This is a genomic window from Paenibacillus sp. Leaf72 (genome assembly GCF_001422685.1).
In the GTDB taxonomy this organism is placed as follows: domain Bacteria; phylum Bacillota; class Bacilli; order Paenibacillales; family Paenibacillaceae; genus Pristimantibacillus.
Map to the genome: position 1 here is coordinate 344,811 of NZ_LMLV01000023.1, position 25,460 is coordinate 370,270.

The 25,460-nt window shown below is 50.3% G+C and carries 22 protein-coding genes and 1 pseudogene; 3 read left to right on the plus strand and 20 right to left on the minus strand.

Translation table 11 applies throughout. The features are described from left to right. Window positions 1-17: 17 nt before the first annotated feature. Window positions 18-2,513 carry a primosomal protein N' gene (gene priA, locus ASF12_RS20200; RefSeq protein WP_056038539.1) on the minus strand — a complete coding sequence of 832 codons (2,496 nt, stop codon included), beginning with the start codon at window positions 2,511-2,513 and terminating at the stop codon, window positions 18-20. Beyond that, window positions 2,510-3,733, minus strand: coding sequence for a bifunctional phosphopantothenoylcysteine decarboxylase/phosphopantothenate--cysteine ligase CoaBC (gene coaBC / locus ASF12_RS20205; RefSeq protein WP_056038542.1), 1,224 nt, complete (start codon window positions 3,731-3,733; stop codon window positions 2,510-2,512). Before coaBC ends, priA begins: the two co-directional genes overlap by 4 nt. 338 nt (window positions 3,734-4,071) lie before the next feature. On the opposite strand from coaBC, the gene ASF12_RS20210 reads away from it, so the two are divergent. Continuing rightward, window positions 4,072-4,977: a hypothetical protein gene (locus ASF12_RS20210; protein ID WP_056038545.1), complete on the plus strand. Its 906-nt coding sequence runs from the start codon at window positions 4,072-4,074 to the stop codon at window positions 4,975-4,977. 130 nt (window positions 4,978-5,107) lie between these two features. Here the strand turns inward: ASF12_RS20210 and ASF12_RS20215 are convergent, their stop codons facing one another. From ASF12_RS20215 to ASF12_RS20245, 6 genes and pseudogenes are all read right to left on the minus strand, one after another. Further along, a complete protein-coding gene (locus ASF12_RS20215) occupies window positions 5,108-6,091 on the minus strand; it encodes a peptidoglycan-binding domain-containing protein (RefSeq protein WP_056038548.1) in 984 nt (327 codons plus the stop codon). 396 nt (window positions 6,092-6,487) lie between these two features. Further along, window positions 6,488-7,914, minus strand: a pseudogene (locus ASF12_RS33845) (IS4 family transposase). Between the two features lie 257 nt (window positions 7,915-8,171). Then, window positions 8,172-8,630, minus strand: coding sequence for a RidA family protein (locus ASF12_RS20230; RefSeq protein ID WP_056038557.1), 459 nt, complete (start codon window positions 8,628-8,630; stop codon window positions 8,172-8,174). A gap of 188 nt (window positions 8,631-8,818) precedes the next feature. Then, on the minus strand, window positions 8,819-9,688 hold the full coding sequence (locus ASF12_RS20235) for a DMT family transporter (protein ID WP_056038561.1): 870 nt from the start codon (window positions 9,686-9,688) through the stop codon (window positions 8,819-8,821). Window positions 9,689-10,274: 586 nt separating this feature from the next. Next, a complete protein-coding gene (locus tag ASF12_RS20240; protein WP_056038564.1) occupies window positions 10,275-11,201 on the minus strand; it encodes a pyridoxamine 5'-phosphate oxidase family protein in 927 nt (308 codons plus the stop codon). Beyond that, a complete protein-coding gene (locus ASF12_RS20245; protein WP_056038567.1) occupies window positions 11,186-11,623 on the minus strand; it encodes a VOC family protein in 438 nt (145 codons plus the stop codon). The genes ASF12_RS20240 and ASF12_RS20245 overlap by 16 nt, the downstream gene beginning before the upstream one ends. 127 nt (window positions 11,624-11,750) lie before the next feature. Between ASF12_RS20245 and ASF12_RS33850 the strand changes: the two genes are divergently transcribed. Together ASF12_RS33850 and ASF12_RS20255 are read left to right on the plus strand one after the other, a co-directional pair. Next, window positions 11,751-12,344: a CGNR zinc finger domain-containing protein gene (locus ASF12_RS33850; RefSeq protein WP_327204934.1), complete on the plus strand. Its 594-nt coding sequence runs from the start codon at window positions 11,751-11,753 to the stop codon at window positions 12,342-12,344. Between the two features lie 600 nt (window positions 12,345-12,944). Then, window positions 12,945-13,334, plus strand: a complete 390-nt coding sequence (locus tag ASF12_RS20255; RefSeq protein WP_056038571.1) for a GNAT family N-acetyltransferase — start codon at window positions 12,945-12,947, stop codon at window positions 13,332-13,334. Window positions 13,335-13,386: 52 nt separating this feature from the next. Here ASF12_RS20255 and ASF12_RS20260 read toward each other — a convergent pair whose 3' ends face one another. The 12 genes from ASF12_RS20260 to remA all read right to left on the minus strand — a co-directional run bounded on the left by ASF12_RS20260 (window position 13,387) and on the right by remA (window position 25,085). Then, a complete protein-coding gene (locus ASF12_RS20260; RefSeq protein ID WP_056038573.1) occupies window positions 13,387-14,094 on the minus strand; it encodes a FadR/GntR family transcriptional regulator in 708 nt (235 codons plus the stop codon). Window positions 14,095-14,142: 48 nt separating this feature from the next. Next, window positions 14,143-14,871, minus strand: coding sequence for a LutC/YkgG family protein (locus ASF12_RS20265; protein ID WP_056038576.1), 729 nt, complete (start codon window positions 14,869-14,871; stop codon window positions 14,143-14,145). After that, window positions 14,864-16,390 carry a LutB/LldF family L-lactate oxidation iron-sulfur protein gene (locus ASF12_RS20270; protein WP_056038578.1) on the minus strand — a complete coding sequence of 509 codons (1,527 nt, stop codon included), beginning with the start codon at window positions 16,388-16,390 and terminating at the stop codon, window positions 14,864-14,866. The genes ASF12_RS20265 and ASF12_RS20270 overlap by 8 nt, the downstream gene beginning before the upstream one ends. Then, a complete protein-coding gene (locus ASF12_RS20275) occupies window positions 16,387-17,115 on the minus strand; it encodes a (Fe-S)-binding protein (protein WP_056038581.1) in 729 nt (242 codons plus the stop codon). Before ASF12_RS20275 ends, ASF12_RS20270 begins: the two co-directional genes overlap by 4 nt. 161 nt (window positions 17,116-17,276) lie before the next feature. Then, entirely contained in the window at window positions 17,277-18,035 is a 759-nt protein-coding gene (locus ASF12_RS20280; protein ID WP_056038584.1) for a DeoR/GlpR family DNA-binding transcription regulator, read from the minus strand. Window positions 18,036-18,061: 26 nt separating this feature from the next. Next, the gene (locus ASF12_RS20285; protein ID WP_056038587.1) at window positions 18,062-19,528 is read right to left on the minus strand and encodes a rhamnulokinase; all 1,467 of its coding nucleotides are present in this window, start codon (window positions 19,526-19,528) and stop codon (window positions 18,062-18,064) included. Beyond that, window positions 19,525-20,745, minus strand: a complete 1,221-nt coding sequence (gene rhaI, locus ASF12_RS20290; RefSeq protein WP_056038590.1) for an L-rhamnose isomerase — start codon at window positions 20,743-20,745, stop codon at window positions 19,525-19,527. The genes ASF12_RS20285 and rhaI overlap by 4 nt, the downstream gene beginning before the upstream one ends. 33 nt (window positions 20,746-20,778) lie before the next feature. Continuing rightward, complete coding sequence (locus tag ASF12_RS20295) at window positions 20,779-21,150, minus strand: sensory rhodopsin transducer (RefSeq protein ID WP_056038593.1); 372 nt, start codon at window positions 21,148-21,150, stop codon at window positions 20,779-20,781. A 22-nt stretch (window positions 21,151-21,172) separates the two neighbouring features. Beyond that, a complete protein-coding gene (locus ASF12_RS20300) occupies window positions 21,173-23,242 on the minus strand; it encodes a bifunctional rhamnulose-1-phosphate aldolase/short-chain dehydrogenase (RefSeq protein ID WP_056038596.1) in 2,070 nt (689 codons plus the stop codon). A gap of 726 nt (window positions 23,243-23,968) precedes the next feature. Beyond that, window positions 23,969-24,178: a DNA-directed RNA polymerase subunit omega gene (gene rpoZ, locus ASF12_RS20310; RefSeq protein ID WP_056038602.1), complete on the minus strand. Its 210-nt coding sequence runs from the start codon at window positions 24,176-24,178 to the stop codon at window positions 23,969-23,971. A gap of 15 nt (window positions 24,179-24,193) precedes the next feature. Then, window positions 24,194-24,811, minus strand: a complete 618-nt coding sequence (gmk, locus tag ASF12_RS20315; RefSeq protein ID WP_056038605.1) for a guanylate kinase — start codon at window positions 24,809-24,811, stop codon at window positions 24,194-24,196. A gap of 13 nt (window positions 24,812-24,824) precedes the next feature. Continuing rightward, window positions 24,825-25,085: an extracellular matrix/biofilm regulator RemA gene (remA, locus tag ASF12_RS20320; RefSeq protein ID WP_005548256.1), complete on the minus strand. Its 261-nt coding sequence runs from the start codon at window positions 25,083-25,085 to the stop codon at window positions 24,825-24,827. Window positions 25,086-25,460: the final 375 nt, after the last annotated feature.

Here is a 25,460-nt window from a genome sequence, read left to right on the forward strand (position 1 = left end):
TTCCTTTACGACGAAATCTATAATATGACTTGCGGATCTACATCAATGCTGAACTGCACAAGCTTCTGAGGCGAGCCTGCAACGAATGGCGCAAGCGCACCGCGCAGAAGCGCAGGCACATCAATGTTCCCCCGATATTTTATCACACATTGAAAACGGTAGCGATCTTTCATTCTCGATATAGGCGATGCGACTGGCCCAAGCACCTCAAGCGCACGCGGCAAACCCGCTCCAAGCGGTCCTAATACGCCTTCGTCAGCTGCCAGCTCGCGCAGCCGCTCCGCAACCTGCTCTGACACCGAGGACAGCAGCGCAAGCTGCTCATGCGACATCGTGACCAGTACAAGCCGGCAATAAGGCGGATAGCCCATGACGCCGCGATGCTTGAGCTCCTCTTCCACAAACCGAATGTAATCATGCTTTTGCGCGGTTGTAACCGCATAATGCTCGGGTGAATAAGTCTGGACAACGACCTCCCCTGGCAGCTGATGGCGGCCAGCACGGCCTGCCACCTGTGTAAGCAGCTGAAACGTCCGTTCCGCTGAGCGAAAATCCGGCAAATTCAGCGACGTATCCGCTGCAATAACGCCCACTAGCGTTACGTATGGAAAATCAAGCCCCTTCGCTACCATCTGCGTGCCAAGCAGCACATCCGCTTCACGGTCGCCGAAGCGCTTTAGCAGCTTCTCATGCGCGTTTTTCTCCGTCGTCGTGTCCACATCCATCCGAATAACCCGAATGCCGGGAAACAGCTTGGCAAGCTCCTCTTCTACGCGCTGCGTCCCCGTACCAAAAAAACGGATATGCTCGCTTTCGCAGGACGGGCAGGTTTGCGGCGCCTGCTCCGCATGACCGCAATAATGGCAGCGCAGCAGCCGCGACTTCTGATGATACGTCAGCGAAATATCGCAGTGCGGACAAAGCGCCGTGTAGCCGCAGGAACGGCACATGACGAAGGTGGAATAACCGCGCCGATTGAGCAGCAGCACAGTCTGCTCGCCGCGCTCCAGCCGCTGTACAAGCCCTTCATGCAGCTTGCGGCTGAACATCGAGCGGTTGCCTGCCGCAAGCTCCGCACGCATGTCAATGACCGTTACGGGCGGCAGCGGCCTGCCACCAACGCGATCCGGCATCGGCAGCAGCGATGATTCGCGCCCTTCTGCAGGACGCCGGCTCGCCGCCGCATACGATTCAAGCGATGGCGTCGCCGAGCCTAATACGACAGCTGCGCCATGCTGCCTTGCACGCTGCACAGATACATCTCTTGCATGATACTTCGGGCTTTCCTCCTGCTTGTAGGAAGACTCATGCTCCTCATCAATAATGACGAGGCCAATGCGCTCAAAGGGGGCAAAAATCGCCGAACGGGCGCCAATGGCTACCTGTACTTTGCGGCTTCTAATTTTGCGCCATTCATCATAGCGCTCCCCATTGGACAAGCGGCTGTGCAGCACTGCTACCGCATCGCCAAAACGTCCTTTAAACCGTTCGACCATTTGCGGAGTTAGCGCAATTTCCGGGACAAGCACAATCGCCTGCTTGCCTTGCTTTAGACAATGCTGGATCGCTTGCAAATAGACCTCGGTTTTGCCGCTGCCCGTCACGCCATGCAGCAGCAATACTTGCGGCTCGCCGCGCGTGACCGCCTCTGCTATGCGGGTGTAAACGCTCTGCTGCCCCTCGGTGAGCAGCAGCGGAACCGTCCGCTCGAACTCGCGGCTCGCATAGGGATCGCGCTGCTGCTCTATTTCCCGCAGCTCCAGCAAGCCTTTGCCTGCAATCGCGCGCACGCTTGCTGGTGATCCGCCTGCTTCTGCAAGCAGCGCTTGCAGCGCAATGGGCTCGCCTCGCTCCAGCATGAAGGCGAGCAGGTCGCGCTGCTTGCCCGCCTTTGCCGGCCATGCTGCCAATGCTTCCGCAGCCGCTTCCTTATCTGCTGGCGGAAACACCGTCAGCACCTTGCGAATGGCCAGACGGTCGCGAATCGCTGTCTGCTCAAGCAGTACACCTTCCTCCAGCGCCGCTTTAATATCCGGCGCATATTGCGGAAACCGTTCCTTCAGTGCTTCCAGCTTCGTCTGCCGCTGCCGCGAGAGCATATCCAGCAGCTCCTGCGGCAAGCGGCTTGCAAGCTGCTCCTGCTCCTCGTCTGGCGATTCGTTCAACGACACATAGCGCTCGGCCTTGCCTTTAAGCGCAGCGGGAATCATCGCTTGCAGCGCGCTTGTCCAGGAGCAGCAATATTTGTCGCTCATCCATTTGGCCAGCCCAATCAAGTCAGGAAGCAGCGGCGGCAACGGATCAAGCAGCTCGGCAACCGCCTTGAGACGGCGACTGTCAACTTCAGCCTCTTCTGCCAGCTCCACAACGAAGCCTTGCAGCACACGGCCACCGAAGGGCACGCCAACCCGGCTTCCCACCTCAATCCAGCTGGACATTTCCGCCGAAACCTCGTAATCGAATGGCCGATCCGTCTGGCGGCTCGGCACATCTACTATCACTCTGGCAATCATTCGCCAAAGCTCCTTTGAATAGGAAGCTGTGAAAGCAGCTGCACCGCAACTTCCAAAATGCGCCTTGCCGTCTCGCGCTTGGACAATAAAGGAAGCGCCTCTATCAAGCCTTCCTTGCCAAACAGCTGCACAACGTTCGTATCGCCGTTGAAGCCTGCCCCTTCCGCGCTCACATCGTTGGCTACGATGAGATCGCAGTTTTTGCGCGTCAGCTTATCCATCGCATAATGCGCGATCTGCTGGGTTTCGGCGGCGAAGCCAACGAGCAGCTGATGCGTCTTGCGCTCCCCAAGCAGCTGCAAAATATCCATCGTGCGCTCCAGCTCAAGCGTGAGCGTCTCGCCCGTCTTTTTCAGCTTCTGCTCATGCTGCTGGGTCGGGCGGTAATCGGCAACAGCCGCCGCTTTAACGACGATGTCAGCCGTTTCAAAATGCGCGGTGACCGCATCCAGCATTTGCTGAGCGGATTCAACCCGCACCAGCTTTACGCCTGCAGGCGGTTCTACAGTCGTCCGCCCCGCGACAACGGTAACCTCAGCGCCCATCAGCCGCGCAGCCTCCGCGATGGCAAAGCCCATTTTGCCCGATGAATCATTAGTCAAATATCGTACTGGATCAAGCCGCTCCACCGTGCCGCCAGCGGTAACGAGCACATGCTTGCCTGCAAGCTTGCGGCTGCGGCTGAACCACTCTTCAATCGCATGTACGATTTCCTCTGGCTCGGCAAGCCTTCCTTTGGCCACATAACCACAGGCAAGCTGTCCCTCGCCTGGGTCCACGAACATGACGCCACGATCCGCTAATGTCTGTAAATTTTGCGCCACGGCCGGATGCTCATACATATGCACATTCATAGCTGGAGCCACAAGCACCGGGCTCGTTGCTGCAAGCAGCGTCGTGCTGAGCATATCATCGGCAAGCCCATTTGCCATTTTGCCAATGACATTTGCAGTGGCTGGAGCAACAACGATGAGATCGGCATGATCCGCCAAATGAATATGCGACACGACCGCCGGATCCCTCTCGTCAAAGGTGTCGATATGCACCGGGTTGCGCGACAGCGTCTGGAGCGTCAGCGGCGTAATGAAACGGGCGGCGGATTCAGTCATAATGACATGCACCTTAGCCCCTGCCTGCACCAGCCGGCTGCAAAGCGTAGCCGCTTTATAGGCGGCGATCCCGCCAGTAATTCCTAATATAATTGTTTTATTGGTAAGCAAGGTCCATCCCCCATTACAACAATGCTCTTAATCTATGGTATTGACTGATTTGTGCCAGCCCATCCCTGTCTATTAGCTTAAAGCGCAAGGCAGCAGCACGTTTTCTTCTCGTTTGAGAGCGCTTTGCCGCACACAAGGCACTAGTTTTGAAGCTAGCTTTTTCCTATCATACCATATGATCACTGAATCCGCAGTCTGTTCGATGCCCGGTCCATCTCGCCCAGCTCACACGCACGAATCTGCGGACAACCGCGAAAATTGGCATTTGTCCGCTTAAATCCGTATACTAGAGGGTAGGATTTATACTGATATTTTTAAATAATAGCCGAGGTGACCCCATGGAAGATGTAAAACAAGCCTACGCAAAGCTGGGCCTTCCCGAAAACGCTTCAAAAGAAGAGGTCGAGAAGCGCTATACCCTGTTGCTCCGCCAATCCCGCTCCCGCGCACAAACCGCAGACAATGAGGAGACAACGGCAAATGAATTCAGCCAAGTGACCGCCGCTTATAAACGGATACTTGAAGCGGAGGACCAGAAGTTCAAGCAAGCGTTCAATGAGAAGGAATATGGAAAGTTTAAAAATATGGCGTCTGCCGCAGAAAAAACCGACCATTTCTGGCGCTACTATAAATACCATGTTTTCGGTGGCATTGTGGCGATTGCTCTCATTATTTATGGCGTTATAGCTTATATGGACCATCGCGAGGAGCAGCGCTACTTGGCAAGCCTGCCGCCGGTGGATTTATCGGTCATGTATTTTGGCGAGTATTTTACAGAGGACAATAAGCAGGATATGGCTGTTCTTGAGCAATCGCTGCTGGACAAGTTTCCCGAATGGAAACGGTTTAAAGTTAACCTGACCTATGTGCCGCTTGATGCTAAAGATGCCGTCGATATGGCTTCCCAGCAAAAAGCGATGGTTGTCCTGGCGACGGAAAAGCCCGATATCTACATTCTCGATACAGCCAGCTTCGACTGGATTAGCCCGCAGGGCGTTCTTCAAAACCTCGATGACGCAGTGAGCGGCGAGCTGAAATCCTCCGTTACTGAGAGCGAGCTGGTCAAAAAAACGACGAAGGATGAACCAGACGAGCATGTCTACGGCATCGATATCAGCAGCAGCCCGCTGGTGAAAAATCTTTCCGTGCTCACACCGAAAAATTATATCGTCGGCGTCCGAGTGAACAGCGAGAATACAGATAAAGCGATTCAATTTATCGATAAGTTTTTGCAAGCGAAGTAACTGCCCGTCCTTAAATAAACTTTAAACAAATTTTTGAAAAATAATCCTATAAATAAAACGAGCCCATAGAATCTCATCTATGGCTCGTTTTTTTGTATAGGATCGGAATGACTTGCTCATTCCACTTCTTTTAGTAATATGATTTTGGTTTTGGCGCTACAGTTGGCGCTGGTGTTGTCGGCGCCGGAACTGTAGTTGGCGCTGGCGTTACAATTGGAGCAGGGTTAGTAGTAGGAGCTTGTCCGCCGCCGATACCTTGACCACCGCCTTGACCGGCACCGCCGCCATTTCCTTGGCCTCCACCTTGGCCTGCTCCGCCACCAATGCCTTTGCCTCCGCCTTGGCCGGCTCCGCCACCGATGCCTTGGCCTCCACCTTGGCCTGCTCCGCCACCAATGCCTTTGCCTCCGCCTTGGCCGGCTCCGCCACCAATGCCTTTGCCTCCGCCTTGGCCTGCTCCGCCACCGATGCCTTTGCCTCCGCCTTGGCCTGCTCCGCCGCCGATGCCTTTGCCTCCGCCTTGGCCTGCTCCGCCGCCGATCCCTTGGCCTCCGCCTTGACCTGCTCCGCCGCCGATCCCTTGGCCTCCGCCTTGRCCTGCTCCGCCGCCGATSCCTTGGCCTCCGCCTTGGCCAGCTCCGCCGCCGATCCCTTGGCCTCCGCCTTGACCTGCTCCGCCGCCGATCCCTTGGCCTCCGCCTTGGCCAGCTCCGCCACCGATACCTTGGCCTCCGCCTTCTCCTTTAATGCGGAGGTTGCCCTTCGCTCCGCTTTTAGCCTTTGCTCCCGAAGGAAACTTTACTTGGCTGTAAGCATAAGTAATGGATTGGAACGTCCGGCTGTCGACTGCACCGGTTACTGGAAGCCCATGCATTTTCTGAAAATACTTAACCCCCTTTACGGTCAAACTGTCGAATTTTCCGTTGATTGGGCCAGCATAGCTTCCCATTGATTTCAGCATCCCTTGAACGACATATACATCCGGCCCATGATCACCTTTTCCAAAAGCCATGCTCGTGCTCGGCATGCTCATCATCAAGGCGAGAGCCAGAAATAAGGCCCCAATCGTTTTCCCCAATTTCCTGCGAGAGGAAATGCTCCAGTCCCATTTCATGCAGTAGACACCATCCTTATTTATTTTTGATATTGTTTTGCTACACGCCTTACTATTCCCAACTTTTAAAATTCATTCCGCGATTTGCGAAAATCGGTCATGTAAGGAGGCAACGAGGCTCTATCTTCAATCATTAATTGCATGTTAAACACAAGAAAACCGCTTACTAAATAAGCGGCTAATCCAAACTATCGTTTATCGTTACATTTCATTTCAAACAAATCTCTGCCTATAAAATGGGATGATATTGGCTCAATCCCATGCCCATCAAGCTAAGAACCTTCAGTTTGGATTCAAGTGAGGCATTCTCCTATTTTTATAAGTAGTCGTATTGTTTCCTTAAAAATAAACATGCCAAATTAAGCCTAAACGACGAGGCTGTTTTTAAAACGTTAACTATGCAACCTTCTTGGTAGACGTGGCATACTCGTAAACAACACCTAAGATATCAAAGACTGTTTTTTTCTCATAGCGGTGGGACTTTCGCCCGTTTTTTTCTAACAGAAGAAACAGACGAGACAGGATTTTCGATATGGCTTGGGCATTCTTTTGTATGGCTTGATGCAGGATGGCATGTAATCCTTGATCATATAAAAGGCTTTGTATTCACTGAGCTCTCTTTTCTTCCGCCATATAAGTTGCCGCATCTGAAACATCGTTGAGGAACAAAGCAAGATACCGATCAACTGACCATAAAGATGACATTGCAAGCGTTCAAGTTTGATCTCTTTACAGTGGTGGATCTGGAAGAATGATTTCCATGTTTTAAAGAGAATCTCAATTTGCCAGCGTAAGGAATACAGGTCATGCAGGTGTATCCCAGGTACCCATTCCATTGGAATATTTGTTATATAAAAGTTCAACGCACTGAGTTTCTTGCTGCGTTCGGAGTACGTAATCCCTTTCTTTTTCTCCCGAATTTCCTGGTCTTTGTCTCTTTTTTTGATCTGGGTTTCCGTTAAGCGATAGACGACAAGCCGCGCAGGTAATTTTTCATACATGCCGATGTAGACATCAGGAATTTCTAACGTTTCCCCTGCTTGTAGACCTTCCATGATGTCTTCCATCGACAAGGGGAGGTATTCCGATTTCTTCTTGAGCGTGCCGTCCCGAAAATACTCTGGATTCTCGTTCTTTTGATATACCCGTGTGTTGAGTTTTAAGCGTGATATGTAATAGGCCTCTTTTTCATGGATAGTATGTAAATCTTCTAAGCAGAAATATCCTAAGTCCCGAATGAATACATCCTTCTATTGAATGTCCTGTAAACATGCGGAACCGTAGGTTTTGTCATTTTCCTTTCCGTGACTCGTATGCAGATGAATGAACTGCCCACTCTGCAGATCATATTCCAGTTGGATTTTAACACCAGCGGTATGACTACATCCGCCTGTACCCTTATAAGACGCAGCGAAGCTGTCCGGGAGCTGAAAGGTCGTAAAATCGAGAATTCGAATGCGGGAAAAATAGCCAGAATACTCGCTTGGTATCGTTCCGGACGTATAGCGTGTTTGCTTGAGTAAAAGCGAAACGATCCGCTGCAGTAAACGCACAGCAGCTGCGTTAAAACGCTGATTCAGTCCTTCGGGACTCATGAGAATCCCTGTTGTTGCTTCTAACGTACTGCAAAGCTGATTGAGAGAAGTCGTAGCTATTCGTTGACTTACCCATACACACAAGGCGACTAAATCTTGTGCACTATATTTACTGGTTCGTGTGACGAATCCTGCTTCTTTGGCTAGTTGGGTGAGTGCAAGAGGAGATAAATGTCGTTCCAGTTCCTGTGAAAACAAATGAAGATCATCTGAAATACCAAGATGTATCATAAAATGCTATCCTTTCATTAGTTGGTCTACTGAAAGAATAACGTTTTTTGTTTCGGGGAGGTAGTATTTTCCTCCACTTGATAGGCATGGGGCACGGCCACATGCCCATCAAGTGGAGGATTTTCATGTTGGAATCAAGTGAGGAATTCTTCTATTTTCATGGCTTTGTTAAATTCTAATATTGATATTTTACCATAAGAAAACCGCCTTAACTGAACAGGCGGTTTATTGAACTCCCGTCTTAAAACACCTTTCTATTCATCAACTTCAAATATTGAGTCAATTATGATTGGAAGATTGTCTCTAACGGAAACAGCTCCAAACACTGAACGTGCATGAATGCCCTTATCTCCGAACACGTCCAGCATAAGATCAGTACAACCATTTAACACTTTATGATGTTCTTCAAACTTAGCGTCGGCATTAACAAAACCCTGAATTTTAACCACCCTTTTCACATGCTCCAGCGAGTTTAAAGCTGATTTCAGTACAGCTAAAATTTCAATCCCAGTTTGTCGTGCAAACTGATAACCTTCTTCTGTAGTATAGTCCTGACCTAACTTACCTTTCGGGTTTCCAGTGGGCCCTTTACCTGATACGAACAATAACCCGTTTACTTTTACGAAGTTTGCATACTTAGCCGCTGGTTCGCTTGCACTTGGTAAAACGATTCCTAACACTTCTAATCTGCTTGCTATTGTTTGTTCAGTCATTCAAATACCTCCCCTCTTCGGAATGGAAAAATTATACTATAACGTGAGCGGCGGGACTAAGAATAGGCTGCATGCCGGTTTTAACCATGATTGTCTCACTTTATATTCAATCTACAACTTAATTTTCTTCGAACAGGAGCAGCTGCCACGAAGTCTGCTCTCTGGTTATTCAACTCGCTTTATCCTTCCTATTCATGCGAATGCTTTTTGCCGAATGCAGTCCAGTTCACAAGAAATATTCCGATGCCAATGCAAAATCCCCCTAAATAAACATACGTATGTATAGTCTCGTTATGGATGATGAACCCCGAGAGTACACCAAAGAACGGGGCTAAGAACAGATAGGCGCTTGTTTTCCCAGGATCGCCATGACTTAGCAAGTAATACCATGCTGCAAATTGCACAATGGAACCCATAATGGCCAAGTACAATACAACCGACACAGAAGTTAGATTGATCGTAAGCTGCGGCGTTTCCATAACGGCACTCAGCAATAACAGAAGGAGACCGCCGAATAACATTTGATAAGCCGACATCACCCATGTATTGAATTGCGTCCCCCATTTTTTCACCAAAATAGTGGCTACAGCCCACGAAAGCGCAGCTCCCAGCCCCAACCAGGTACCCGTTGTTAATTGCAAATGGGATCCTAGGGATAAGAATACCCCTGCAAATCCTATACATACCCCAAGCCACTGGGATATTCGGTATTTCAAGCCGAGGAACCATGTCCCCAAAATTACGACCAGGAGCGGATTAACAAAGGTCAGTATAGAGGTCTCCCCCGACGGAAGGGTACGCATGCTCAGGAAGATACATCCCATAACTCCCGTCGTCTGAAATAGTCCTATTACGAACAATTTAGATCCATCCTGATAGGATATAGGCAGCCGTTTCATCCTGACAAATAAGGCCATGATGAATCCCGCAAACGTAAATCGGATCCCCACAAGCAGCAAGGGCGAGATATAGGATAAACCGATCTTTCCAATCGCAAATGAAGTGCCCATGAGCGAGGTGGCAAGCACAACTAGCAGTCCAAATACATAACGGTTCATGATATTCTCCTCTTTCTACATTTTGTAAGGTTATGGTAGCATGAGAATACTTCGGTGGTCATCGAACCATACATGTAAGGAGATGACTGACATGAGTACAAAATTGAGGCCGAATATCGTACAGGCAGCTAATCTAATTGGTGATCCGTCACGTCTTGCGATGCTAATTGCTTTGTTTGGATGAAAGGCTATCCCCGCTTCTGATTTAGCGCATGCTGCCCGAATTTCTCCACAGACTGCCTCTTCACATCTATCCAAAATGGTAGAAGGAGGCCTGCTGATTCATGATTCTTACGGTCGGCATAAGTACTTTCGGCTTGTCAGCCCTGAGGTAGCACATGCCCTCGAATCCCTTCTGGCTATTTCACCACCCAAATCCGTAAGTTCACTCCGCGAATCCGATGAACTTAAAACTTTGCGTCATGCTCGGACTTGCTATGATCACTTGGCTGGTAGGATTGGTGTAGACCTAACGGATCGGTTACTTGATATGAACTATTTAGAGGAACAAGGAAAAGATTATGTGTTAAGCGTGGAAGGTAAGGCGACGCTGCAGAATTGGGGTGTGAAAGTTCATGCCGATCAACTAGGACTCCACAACTACGCTCGGATTAGCAGGGGAGTACTGTACGGTTCTCCAGCTTAGAGACATCGCATGACTCGTAATAATTCCCCGTTCCAGATGAAATCGGATGATCCGCTGGGCATCCTGGAACCAGTGGGCGAATGGAGTCACATCCCATAGAATCTCGACCGTTCCCGTCAATTGAATAAGGCTGCCCGAGTCAAAATCCATGAATAACAGCCCTGCCTGCGGGTAACAGACTGCATTCCCAAGCGTATTAAACATCGCATTGCCGCTGTAATCCGGAAACACCAACGTCCGGTCATCCTCGGCTCTTACGAATCCCGGCATACCCCCGCGGTGGGATACATCCGTACCATACTGAAGATGTTGAGTTGCAATGAAGAAGGTATCCGCTTTATTCACCAGGGTCACCACTTCTTCAGAGAGCGTCTCCAGTGCCTGAGCTACCGGTTCAACGCTCGGTCCTTCTCTTAGGGTCCATTCACGCGCTTGGATGTACTTCGGACAGTTGGAGTAGACTTGCTCTGCCCTAACTTGAAACCCGTTCGGTTGGATCTCCCCAATTCGGCCATTCAAGCGCATGCGGCGCCGGGTGGCGAAGTCGACTGCAATGGCTGCGATCGGATTGGAGGGGTACAGGCAGAGTGAGAAGGGGTCCTGGGAATCAGGAAGACCGTTAATAATGGCATGCTGAGAGTCTTCTACCTTGATGAATCCGGGGGTTCCGAACCATACGGAAGCCCAAACTGCCCCATCGTCATCTGCTGCGCCAAGTATCAGAAAAGGCTGGCTTTCGAGGAACGTCTTCGCCGCTAGCGGAATCTCACTGTAAATGTTATTTTTGCGTGCTGCGATGTCCCTTACACCCGCCCGTTCCTGAACCTGAATTTCGCCCGGATGATAGTGCATCAGAAGAAACCGCAAGCTTTCCCTTCCGTCGCCGTGTGCGCGTGGCAGCCCACACCCAGCAGCGCATAAATCTCCAACCGGATCCCGTCCGGATCTTCGAAGAAGATCCCGCCGGAGTCTCCGCCCTCCGTATGAGCAACCATCCCATCATAGATGAAGGGAACTCCGTTCGCTCTCAATTTTTCCTCATATCCTTTAATGGAATCAACCGAATCCACTTCAAAGGCCAGATGATGCAGACCCGGCAGCCGTGGGGAGAAGCTTCCTTCACTTTGCTGCCATAAGGTGACCAGATTCTTCTGATCATCGCCAAGCAGTGCGAATTTTCTTCCGGGTTCCTCCGATAGATTCCGCAGTGTAAAGCCCAATACCTCCGTATAGAATCGAACCGATCTTTCTATTTCCGATACATTCAAACCAATGTGTCCCAATCTCATTTTCCATATCCCCTAACCACCAAAAATATCTTACAGGCATTACAATACACAATATTATATAACTTGTAAATAGCTAATTTAGCGGTTAGAATTAAAACAGGAGCACAGAGAAGGAGTTGGATCAACCATAGATAAGCCCGCATTTGTTTTTGTAGGCAATCACTTTACAACTGATTTTGTGAACACCCGCAAGAATGTCAAAGGAATCCGGACAGAGCTCATCGAGTCTTGGGGTCATCTGATGAGCTGGCTGGAGCAGGCCGACAGACGGAAATGGGTGATAAGTGATCGAGAGGAGCTTACCCCTGACGAGCAGGACACCATCATTCAAAAGATCCTGATCATTCGCAGCCGGATTGAACAGGCATTTACCCAAATCATTCAGGAACAATCCATTCCGGCCTCGATCGTCACTTTTCTCAATCAAGAGTTGGCGCGTTACCGCAGTTATTATCAAATCGAGGCAGGCGATCAGGAACGTCCATTCACCACTGTCAGAAACTACGAGATCACGCAGCTGCCCGCCTTGTTCCTGGAAGAGGCCTGCCTCTTCTTCACGACATTCAAACTGGCTAATCTCAAGAAGTGTGAGAATCATGCCTGCATCCTGTTCTTCTACGATAGCAGCCGCAATCAGCAGCGCCGCTGGTGCAGCATGGACAAGTGCGGGAATCGCGTCAAAGTAAATCAGCACTACCACCGCAAGAAAAACCAGGAATAAAAAAAGAGGGGATGACTTAAAAGTAGAAGAACCTACTTCCAAGACATCCCCTCTTCACCGTTACAATCCGTAAATCCCCTCCGCAGCTTCTGGACCGAAGATTCGCCGTCTTTACCGGGCTTCATACAAATAGAATGGTATTCCTTTTTGCATGTCGGAGTCTCAAGGAACGTTAGCCAATCTTCTAATGTGATGGGGACTACCCCCATCCATTCAGATAGGATTACCGCCACATGCCCATCAAGCTAAAATCTTCGACTACCCCAAAACGAAAAAAGCTATCCTTTATTTAAGAAAAATAGCTTTTTTTCGTTTTGGGGGTGTATTAATTTCTTAGCTTGATGGCTATGTGGCTCAATCCCTATCTCTCTTGTCCATATGGATAGTTGCCATCTTCATCTAGCCCTTTAAAAGGGAATACATAATAATTAAAACATATGTAAAAATATTTTTTGAAATGGGGAAATTTATCTTTCCACAAAACGAAGATGAATTATTTTGAAATATAGGAAAGTATAGCATTACGCGATACCTTCTCTATATTTCTCGGAATGAAACGTGCCGCGCCGCCAAAGGAAGGCGAGAGCCGTTTCACCTTATATGTTTCCGTCGGCCGCCTACCCTTTAACACCTGAGCAAATTTTGAAAAATCTTCCTAACCGGCAGGAGCCAACCGTCATTACACATGGTGAGAGTGTTGTCTGCTACGCCAACTTTTACAAGGATGACAGCAACGACTGCTGGCTGGGAAATGTCATTGTCTCCTCTGATTATCGAGGCAAGGGAGCGGCGGGATTTTTGATCGAAACGATAGAAATGCTCGCCAAGGAAAAATTAAACGTAAAGAAGCTGCATCTCCTATGCCATAACACGAATACGAGAGGCATGCTTTTTTACAAAAAGCTTGGCTATAAGCCTTTCAATATCTCATTAAAATTCCGTTCATCCGGGGAGCATGTGGCGTGTGTACATATGGAAAAGCTGCTTTAAATGGCAAAGCGGCAGCCCTGAACGATTGTCTCGTCAGAACTGCCGCTGCTGCTCAAACATATTTCATCAAAATGCTTTCGACGTGATGCAGATGCTGCCGCATCGACAGCGACGCCGCCTCGGCGTCCTGCGCTTCAACCGCCTTATAAATGGCCAAATGCTCCTCGTAAAGCTGCTCCGCAACCGAGCGGTTCGCATACAGCTCCACCCTGCGAATTTCGCGAATGGCGGTTTCCACCTGGTTCATGACCGTCTCGAAAAGCTGTACCAAAATCGTATTATGCGTCGCCTTAACAAGCGTCAAATGGAATAGCAGGTCGGTGCGTTCCCCTTCCAGATCATTGCCCGCAGCTGCCTTCATTTGGACGACAAGCTCCTTCAGCACGGCCAGATCGTCCGCCGTCCGTTTCGAAGAAGCGATAGCAGCATTCGATACCTCGAACGATTGGCGCGCCTCCAGCAGCTCCAATAAGGTTTGGCGGTTCATACGCAGCGATTGGAGCTCGGGCAGCTCAAACTCCGCGGGCAGCGTGCTTATGACTGTACAGCCGCCGCCTTGGCGAATGTCAATAAGGCCCATCGCTTTAAGCGCACTGAGCGCCTCTCTGGTCGTAGACCGCCCTACCCCAAAGCGCTCGGACATCTCCTTAGTGGAAGGCAGCTTGTCTCCGACCTTAAGCTCCCCATCTACGATCAAACGCTTAATTTGCGCCGTTATTTCCTCGTAATGGTTCCGCTTTGTCAGCTTCGTTACTTGCAAGCCAGCCGCCTCCTTTTCCTAAATCCGCTTAAAAAATAAATCTAAAACCTATCCGACCAGCAGCGCATAAACGACGCCGGGACCATGAACACCAATTGTCAGGTCGTTTTCAATATCGGACGAGCGGCTTGGCCCCGAAATAAAATGAATGCCTGCCGGCAAGCTTTCGCGGCCCGCTTCATCCAGAGGAATTAAAATCTCTCCAAGCTTCGTCTTCAACCGCTCAAGCGGAATAATGACGATTAGGACGGTTGGGAGCAGGCTTACTGAACGCCCCTTGTCTTTTCCGGACAAAACCGCAATAGATGACGTATAGGCAGCCGCATAATCAGCCACAACAACCCCAAAATCCGCTTCTGCCGCGCGCGCTTTCCAGTTTTCATTTTCATCGCTATTCCATACGCTTAGGCTTACGTTAGGAAGTGCTTCCTCCAGCTTCATTCCGGCAAGCTCCGGCTGGTTTTGCCTAATGATATACCGCGCACCAAGCTCCGTCGCCTTATCCTTAATGAATTGCTTGGCCTCGTCCATTGTAGAAAAATGGCTGACATGACCGCCATTGCTATGAAAATTCGCTGTAAACCGTTCAATCCGCTCTTCCAGCGTCCATTCATATTCCTGCCAGAAGTCCGGGGCACCGCGGAACGGGTGCACCGGCTTCTCTAGTACACGCGGACGTCGCAGCTTATTTGCGATATCATTCATAAAAGCATCCTGCTTGCGGCGGGAATCTGCTGCAAGCTCTTCCAGCCATTGCTCATGCGTCTGTTCAGCCATGCCCATGCCCTCCTCCATTTTGCTCTCTGTTGCGAACGAGCTGCTCCATCCGGCTGCGTGCATCTGGACTCAGCTCATTCAGACCATGGCGAAGCTCCTCCTCGAGCGTGCCCCATTTATCGCGGAACGACTGCTTCGGCAGGCTTGGCGTGACGCGATAGCTGTTCCAGCCCTTCAGCGGCCCCAGCTTAAGCCGAATTTCACCATTGCGTGCAACGAGCCGCTGTCCCAGCTTGCCCAGCTTGACTACGCCCTTGAAGCGGCCCGAATTGCCCATAATGGCCGAAAATCCTTTCATGCCGCCCGCTTCTGCCAAATCGCGATGTCCGCCCTCTTGCTTGCGTCTGCGCAAATAAATGAGCATTTCATGCAGCGGAATTTTGACCGGGCATGCTTCATAGCAGGCGCCGCATAGGCTGGAGGCGTTGGCGATATCGTCCCAGTCGCCGACATTTTTTTGGAGCGCGGGCGTGAGCACCGCGCCAATAGGTCCGCTGTACGTCCCGCCATAGGCATGACCGCCGATGTGGCGGTATACCGGACAAGCATTGAGGCAGGCGCCGCAGCGAATGCAATTGAGCAGCTCCTGAAACTCAGGGTCGCCAAGCTGGTTGGAACGCCCATTATCTACAATAATAATGTGCATTTCATCAGGCCCATCAGCATCCACATCACGGCGAGGTCCAGTAATGCCGGACATATACATCGTCAGCTTCTGCCCGGTCGCTGAACGCGGCAGCAGCGTCGCCATCACTTCAAGATCCGACCAGGAAGGAATAATCCGTTCCATGCCCATCAGCGTAATTTGTGTTTTCGGCACCGTCGTCACCATACGCGCATTGCCTTCATTTTCAAACAATACCATCGACCCGGTTTCCGCAATCGCAAAATTACAGCCCGTCATGCCGATGTCGGCTTCAAGAAACTTCTCCCGCAGTTTTTTGCGGACGAAGCCCGCCAATATCGTCGTATCCGCTTCAAGCGTCTCGCCCGCTTCCTTGGACAGCAGCTCCGCGATCTGAAAGCGGTTTTTGTGAATGGCTGGAATAATAATATGCGAAGGCGTCTCGCCAGCCAGCTGAATAATATACTCGCCCAAATCGGTTTCGATCGCTTCGATTCCGAGCTCTTCCAGCGCATGATTGAGATGCAGCTCTTCCGTTACCATCGACTTGGATTTTACGACTGATTTGGCCTTTACTTGCTTGGCGATCGCCAGAGATACTTTCACCGCCTCGGCCGCTGTCGAAGCAAAATGCACATGAACGCCATTCGCCCGCGCATTGTCAGCGAACAAGTTCAAATAATAGTCCAGATGGGCGATCGTATGCAGACGAATTTGCCGTCCGCGCTCGCGCCAATCTTCCCAGTTGCCATGCTCGGCTGTAGCCGCATGCTTGCCGTTGCGCAAACGCTCTGTCGTAAATTTAACGGCCTTGCGCAAAAACTCGTCATTTAACGCCAGATCTGCCCGGCCTTTAACCGTAGGCGGCACTTTCGTTCCTGCTGGTGCACTCATGCCTGCTTCACCCCTTCATACAATAGCTCAGCCAAATGCATCACTTTCACGGGTTCATTGCGGTAGCGCAAATTTCCCGCGATATTCATCAGGCAGGCGAGATCAAGACCGACGAGCACCTCTGCTTCCGTCTCCAGCACATGGTCCGCCTTCTCTGTCACCATTGCGCCAGAAATGTCCGCCATCTTGACGGCGAACGTTCCCCCGAACCCGCAGCAGTCCTCTGCGAACGGCAGCGGCACAAGCTCCATCCCTTTGACATGCCGCATCAGCTCCATCGGCTCTTCCTTGATGCCAAGCAGGCGGCTGCCATGGCACGATGGATGATAGGTCACCTTGTGCGGGTACACCGCGCCTACATCCTTCACCCCTAGCACCTGAACGAGAAACTGGGTGAATTCATAAGACTTCTGCTGAAGCTTATTCGCTCGCGCAAGCATAATGGGGTCATTTTCAAACAGCTTCGGATAATGATGAATCATCCCTGTGCAGGAGCCCGAAGGCGAAATGACAAAATCGCTGTCCTCAAAAGCATCCAAAATCGTCTTCGCTGATTCCCGCGCTTCCTTCCAATAGCCGCTGTTGAAGGCTGGCTGGCCGCAGCAGGTTTGCACCGTTGGAAAATCAAGCCGTACGCCGTATTTCGCAAGCAGCCGAACCATCGCTTCGCCGACTCTGGGATACATCGCGTCACTTAAACATGTTATAAATAAGGATACTTTCACCTTTAGCACCTCTTTTGCTCTGATGAATAACAAATGTATAATATCAGGTTGTCAGACAAGTTGGACAAAGCAGGCGGGACTGCAAAACGTCTGGAAAGAACCTGCATACTCCCAACACTTTCCATTACCTTTTGACAAATCCCGCTTGCTAGAACGCCGCCTTACACAATCGTCAAATCCATTGACCTTGCTTTCAGCTCGGCAACGGTATCCGCACCAATCCGTTTGTCTGTAATAATAGAATGGACATCACTCAGCTCTGCTACCTGCGTAAAAGCTTGTACGCCGAACTTGCTGGAATCAGCCAGCAATACGACCTGATCGGCAATGCCGATCATTTTCAGCTTAATGCGCGCCTGCAGCTCGCTCGATTCGCTGATCCCCCGCTCCAAATGCACGCCCTTGCACGATAAAAACAGTTTATCGACGTAATACGCATCAAGCGAGCGTTCCGCAAGCGGACCAACGTAGGACAGCGAGCGTGAAGCGAGCAGCCCGCCGGTGGAGATAACCTCAATCTTCTCCTTCGTGCTCAGCTCCAGCGCGACCTTAATGGAATTGGTCAATACCGTTAGCGGTATATCGGGCAAATGCGAGGCCATATACCAAGCCGTTGTACTGGCATCGAGTACGATTCGGTCCTTCGGCTTAATAAGCTTAATCGCTTCCTGTGCAATTTGCCGTTTCTCCTCCGCATGGGTAATTTCCCGTTCGGTAAAGGGCGTCTCCGGCTGCTGATCCTTCACGTTCACCGCGCCGCCGTGCGAACGCCGCAGCTTGCCTGCCTGCTCCAAGCGATCCAAATCGCGCCGTATCGTTTCCTCCGTTACGCCGCATAGCTCGCTGAGCTCGGACACTCTTATACTGCCTCTGTCATTCACCAGCTGTACGATTTTTTCATAACGCTCCGCAACCAGCATAAGCCGCCCTCCTTTCTTTCACAAAACTACAGCCCCGTCACCTGTGTAAACCGGCCGTAAGCTTCCTGCCATGCTTGCTGCTCCGTCGGCTCGTAATGCTCTACCTCGAAGGAATCCCGAATCACTTTGCGCGCTTCCCATATATCGGCCAGCTCGCCGCGGGCAATCCATTGCACAATCATATTGCCGATTGCGCTGCCTTCAACCGGACCTGCCCATACCGGCTTGCCGATGGCATTAGCCGTCCACTGGCATAGCAGCTTATTCTGAATGCCGCCGCCAACCATATGCAGACCGTTAAACTGCTGCTCGGAAAGCTGCTCGGTTAATTCCAGCACATAACGATATTTTAACGCGAGGCTCTCCAATACACAACGCACAATTGCGCCCGGATTGCGATCAAGCTGCTGCCCCGTCAACTCGCAATAGGCGCGAATGCGCGCTTCCATGCCGCCTGGCGGCAAAAATACCGCAGCGTCGGGATCGATGAAAGCAGTGAAAGGCTTCGCTTCTCCCGCCAGCTTGACAAGCTCTGCAAAGGATTGGACGTTCCCCGCTTGATCCCATTCGCGTTTCAGTTCCTGCACGATCCAGAGGCCCATAATGTTTTTGAGCAGGCGGAACGTACCGTCTACGCCACCTTCATTCGTAAAGTTGAGGCGGTAGGCTGTCTCGTTAATGACTGGACGCTCTACTTCTGTCCCCATCAGCGACCAGGTGCCGCAGCTCAAATACGCGAATGGCCGCTGAAGCGCTGGCACCGCTGCAACCGCAGATCCTGTATCATGCTCGGCAACGGCGATAACCGGAATATTGCCAACGCCAAGCTCGGCGCTTACGGAAGGACGAATACGGCCAGCGTCCGCTCCTGGTTGAACGACCTGGCCAAACATGCTGCGATTCAATCCAAGACGTTCAATCAATTCGCTGTCCCAATCTCCGGTTAGCGGATTAAACAGCTGGGTCGTTGTCGCATTGGAAAACTCATTAAGCATATCGCCCGTCAAATAATACCGCAGCAAATCTGGAATCATGAGAAAATGCTGGGCTTCACGCAGCAGCGGCGATCCATTTTGCTGCATTGCAGCGAGCTGATATATCGTATTAAAGCTTAAAAACTGAATGCCCGTCCGCTCGAAAATATCCGTCTGCGGAATCGCTGTAAAAACCTTCTCCATCATGCCATCCGTATGACGGTCGCGGTAATGATAAGGATTTCCGAGCAGTTCGCCGCTGCTTCCAATAAGGCCAAAATCTACAGCCCACGTATCAATACCGATGCTTTGCGGCTCTACCTTTAACTGCCCCGCTTTGACCAAGCCTTGTTTGATCTCATAATACAAGCGAAGAACGTCCCAATGCAGACGCTCTCCCACTTGTACCGGATCATTCGAGAACCGATGTATTTCTTCCACTTCGATTTTGTTGTTAACGAGGCGGCCAAGCAGCGCTCTTCCGCTGCTCGCCCCTAAATCGTAAGCAAGAATGGTCACCAGCTGGCACCGCCCTTGCCTCTCGCTAGAATATCCTTGCCATAGCTGCTGTCCAAATACGCGCGCATTGGATCAAGCGGCAAGCCTTGCTCCTGACGAACGGCATGCAGCAGCGGCGTTACGTCGAATTCAAACGCTTTGCGAACGGCGTCTTCAGCGCCAAGCACATCATCTCTGTTTTGCGCATCTGTTACTTCATCATGATTGATCAGCAATGCTTTCGCGAATTGAGTCTGTACGTTCAGTACCGAACGCAGCATCGCTGGAATTTTCTGTTCAATGCTGTGCGATTGGTCAATCATATAAGCAATATTGCTGACGTTGTTGCGAATCGCTTCATCATTATCTTTGCTAGCCAGCAAAATTTGATAGAAAATCAGGAACAGCTCATAAGGATTCGTCGTTCCTACGATGAGATCATCATCGGCATATTTACGGCTGTTAAAGTGGAAGCCGCCCAGACGCTTCTCGTCAATCAGGTAAGCGACGATATGTTCAATGTTCGCGCCTTGCAGATGATGCCCCGTATCAACAAGCACTTCTGCCTGCGGTCCAAGCTTCATCGCCAAATTATACGACATGCCCCAATCTGCCAGATCGGTATGATAGAAAGCAGGCTCAAAGCATTTATATTCAATCAGCATCCGCATTTGAGGATCAAGTGCACGGTACATTTCGGAAAGCGATTCCTGCATCCATGCTTTACGCTTGCGAATATCGCCTTGGCCCGGATAGTTGGTGCCGTCTGCGAACCATAGGCTAATATCGCGCGAGCCTGTTTCTTTGGCAATCTGCACACATTCCAGCAAATGATCCGTCGCTTTGCGGCGAATTTTTTCATTCGCATTCGTCACGCTTCCAAGCATGTATTCATCTTCTTGGAATAAGTTCGGATTAACCGCACCAATCTTGAGGCCGAGATTTTCCGCATGGCTTCTCAGCTTGCTATAATCGTCCACTTTGTCCCAAGGAATATGAATCGCAACCGATGGCGCTAGGCCTGAATAACGGTGAACCTGCGCTGCATCTTCAATTTTCTCGAATGGCGTGCGTGGAACGCCTTCCTTCTGATAAACCTTGAAGCGCGTACCTGAATCCCCATAGCCCCATGAAGGCGTTTCAATTTTAAGCGTTTTCAATTGCTCTTTGACGGCATCCAAATTAATACCTCTGGCCTTCTGCTGTTCTTCCAATAGCTGATACGCGCGATCGGACATGTTCAAACACCCTTTCCATTATAAAATATGATTTTATTTAATAGGATAGCCCATCGTTGACATTAATGCATTTTCCGCTTGCGTAGAATCCAGCCTGCTGTATTGTACAATGACCGGAATGTCGCTTTGCAGCTCGATGGCATATGGAACGCCGATTGGAATCGGCGTCCCGTTTTTGCCTAAGGAGCTGGTGCGGACATGCTTCGTACGTCTGGCAGGAATCACCACAAGAATATCGGTCATGGGGTCGCGGTCTTCGAAAAAGATCGTAATCCGCAGCAGCGCTTCTTCCGACGATGTATTCAGCACACAGATGGACTCATGGCTGGGCAGCGAGCCGGAGCTCGTCTCTGGAATGTAACCGTCCGGTATAAACCAATGCTTTTCTCCCTGAGCTTTATACATATCCGCATCTCTCCTAATAAAATTAGCGGGTAAACGCTGCTGGTACGCCGCCGTCAATCGTCAGCATGCAGCCAGTCGTCTTCTCCGATTTCGATGAAGCAAAGAAAGCAATGCCTTCGGCAATATCACGCGGATAAATATTAACCAGCAGCGTCGTACGCTTGCGGTAATACTCTTCCAGCTGATCCGGCTCAATACCGTAAGCTGCTGCGCGCTCATTGCGCCAGCTCCCGTTCCAAATCGCCGAGCCTTGCAAAATAGCATCCGGCAGCACCGTGTTGACACGAATGCCGAATTCGCCGCCCTCAGCTGCAATACAGCGGGCCAAATGAGCTTCTAGCGCTTTAGCGGAGCTGTAAGCCGATGCATTTTTACCTGCATATACCGAGTTTTTCGAGCCGATAAATACCATGTTGCCGCCGATGCCCTGTGTTTTCATTTGCTTGAACGCTTCACGAGCGACAAGGAAATAGCCTGTGCCCAGCACGTTCATGTTCAGGTTCCATTCCTTGAGCGAAGTTTCGTCAAATGGGCTCGATGTAGCAAGGCCTGCATTGTTGACAATAATATCAACGCCGCCATAAGCAAGCGCCGTATCGGCGTAAGCAGCAGCAACCTGCTCTTCGCTCGTTACATCCATTTTAACGGCAATCGCCCGGTTTTCGCCATACTTCTCATTAATTTCCGCCGCTACTTTCTCAGCGCCTTCAAGATTCAAGTCTGCTAGCACCACATGCGCGCCTTCAGAAACGAGGCGGCGAGCTGTTTCGCTGCCGATTCCGCCAGCACCGCCGGTAATGAACGCCACTTTACGGGAAAATTCGGTTTCAGCTGGAGCAAGCGACAATTTGTACAGCTCAAGCGGCCAATATTCAACGTTGTAGGACTCATTTTCGCTAAGCGAGACGAACTCGCCCAGAGCTGTCGCTCCTCTAATAACCGCAATCGCACGGTGGTAAAGCGCGCCGCTGACTTTGGAGTTAGCCCAGCTTTTGCCTGTATTGATCATGCCTACGCCTGGTATTAAAATAACGCGTGGAGCCGCTTCGAACATAACATCGCCTTCATGCTTGTTGCGTTCAAAATACGCTTTGTATTGCTCTTTATAGGCAGCAATGCTTTCTTTCAGCTTCGCTTTAAGGCCTTCTACATCGTCCACGTTCGGTGTCCAATCCACATACAGTGGAACAACCTTCGTATGAACGAGGTGATCCGGGCAAGCAGCGCCTACTTGGGAAACGACTCCGGAGCTCTGTCCGCCTACAAATTGCAGCACATCGGCTTCGTCATCGAATGTCAAAATCATTTTCTTCTCGTCGCTTACTGCACCGCGAATCGTCGGCATTACTTGTGCCGCAATGCTTCTGCGAACATCAGCCGCAAGCGCCTCATGCTTTACGCCGCCAAACAGCTTCGCTTCATCAACGCGAGCTTCAATGTAAGCCTCTGCCTCGCTGATGATTTGAATTGTTTTTGCGTAGCACTCCTCTGAAGTCTCGCCCCAAGTAACCAGACCGTGCTTCTCCATAAGCACAAGCTCAGCTTTCGGATTGGCAAGCACGCCCTCCGCGATCATTTTGGAAAGGGTAAAGCCCGGACGCACGTAAGGAACCCAGACGAAACGGTCGCCGAAAATTTCTTTCGCAACCGCTTTGCCGTTGTCTGCGCAGCACAGGCTAATAATCGCATCCGGATGCGTGTGATCGACATGCTTGAACGGCAGGAACGCATGCAGCAGCGTTTCAATAGAAGCGCGCGGATGCTTGGAATCGATCATACAGTTAACAAGATACGCTACCATATCCTCATCAGACATTTCCGAGCGTTCGAACAATGGACGAATGTCTTCCATGCGAAGGCCAGTAAAATTGCCTGCTTTCATGGACGCAAGGTCGGAGCCGCTGCCTTTAACGAACATTACTTCCACATCACGGCCGCGGAAGTCCTTTACGATTGTTTTGGAGGAAGTGTTGCCGCCTCCCCAGTTACATACACGGCGATCAGCGCCAATAATATTAGAACGGTATACAAGTTCACCCAAACCTGCTTCAACTTCTGCTGCAAGAGAGGCATTCCATAAAGATTGTACCATTTTGCAAACCTCCGAAATCATATTTGTTTTTGCTTGTTTTTATACTATCATATTTGTTTGTCTTTGAATATACATATTTCAAACAAAAACAAAGATTTCGGACTTGAAAATACGCAAAGTAAAAATAACATGTTTAATCCCACCTTGTAGACCCACCAATACCCTCACATAGAAAAAAGACCATCCTGCACGAAGGATGGTCCATTAGGGCGTGTATGCAAACGCAAATAAGCCAGATGCTGATCCTGATTGAATTCAGCTTCAAACATGAATAGGAGCTGCGTCTGGAGAGGCAGCCTTGTGCATGGACTTTTGGCGGACACAGCGGCCGCTAATTCAACCGAATCACTCGTTATGGCAGTGGCCGCGGACTCAGAAGACGCTAATGCGCTGCCAAACGGTATTTTGATAGGATGACGAAGGCTATAACCGCATTCCTGTCCGCTTACGGCCTCAAATCGGCTAAAAAGCCAGAATAGCGGAAGCTCAGTCCTAAAAAAATGGAGGTCGCGTATCCCGAGCTGTATGGTCCCTGCAACACTCGCTTGCTGAGCTACCTTAAGCCTTGAACCATCAGATAAGATTGGATTCAAATAAGCGCTGAGTAAGGAGTAATGGCCCAAATTTGGTTTGCATGCATACCCTAGTTTCCAAAACAAAAAACAACCGCCATAAATGACGGTTGCTCTCCTGAATGCCATATAAGCTGACTAAAGGGCCAGCAGCCTAGTCTTCGATCGGTTCTTTCGATTCTACGACAACGATATCGCCGTAAATCTCTTCAAGCGCTACACCGACAAATTTCGCCGATCTTGGCGATTTAAGCTCGGATTTTTCCCCATTGCGCAGCATGCGCGCGCGTCTGGATGCTGCAACGACTAGCGAGTATTTGCTGTCGACTTTCTTAACCATTTCATCAATAGAAGGGTATAACATGTTCCATCTCCTCGCTTAGGCTTTCTCGATTGCAGCTGGCAGCTCGCCCAGCTCCGCTAAATATTTGCTTGCCTTGCAATGCTCGGCGGTAAGGATGCTCTCAATCCGGTAACAAGCCGCCTCAATCTCATCGTTCACGACCGCATAATCATAATGGCTGAGCAGATTCATCTCTTCTTCCGCCACCGTCATCCGGTGATTAATCGTGTCCTGCGTCTCCGTGCCACGCCCTGTAATGCGCTGCTTCAGCTCATCCAAAGATGGCGGCACGAGGAAAATAAACACGCCTTCCGGAAACTTCTCCTTAACCTTCAATGCGCCTTGAACTTCAATTTCCAAAATGACGTCCTGACCGCCTGCCAGTGTCCGTTCAACGAAATCGCGCGGCGTGCCGTAGCAATTACCGACATACTCCGCATGCTCCAGCAAGGCATCACGAGCCATCATTTCCTGAAACTGCTCTCGGGTCTTAAAAAAATAGTTTACGCCATCAATTTCCCCTTGCCGCGGCAAACGAGTTGTCGCCGAAACAGAGTATACGAGATTAGGCATCTTTTTCCGCAGAACGGAGCAAACCGTCCCTTTACCTACGCCGGATGGACCGGACAATACAATTAACAATCCCTTATTCATAAGACTCCCCGTACTATTCGTCGTTATCGTCATCCTTAGTGGAAAGACGGTGTGCTACCGTCTCCGGCTGTACTGCTGATAGAATAACGTGGTCGCTGTCCGTAATAATTACCGCTCGCGTACGTCTTCCATATGTGGCGTCAATAAGCATATGACGGTCGCGCGCTTCCTGGATAATCCGCTTAATCGGCGCCGATTCGGGGCTCACGATTGAAATAATGCGGTTGGCTGACACAATGTTGCCAAAGCCAATATTAATTAGTTTAATAGCCAAGTAAGCTCCCCCTCCGGTCTCCCTCGTGCAACTGCCCGAATAAACAAGATATTAAGTATAAGTATTTGGACGATGAATGCACTCCACCTGCCAAATAACGGCAGAACTATTGCATTATTGTTGACGAAAAAAGTCCGGGGCATACGTTTTCCGCTAGGCGGACGTATAGACAACATCCGAACTGTACGACAGCCTGTCCTCGCCTTGCTATTCCAACCAGTCAGGGAGGCAGTATTCATTAGTATACATCTTAAATGATTTTGGCGCAACGAACAAGGGCAAAGCGCAAATTCTACCAAGGTGAAACGGCTGTCGCCGTCCTCTGGCGGCAAAGCTAACGTTTCGCGGTGAAATATAAGCCCATTTATAAATGTG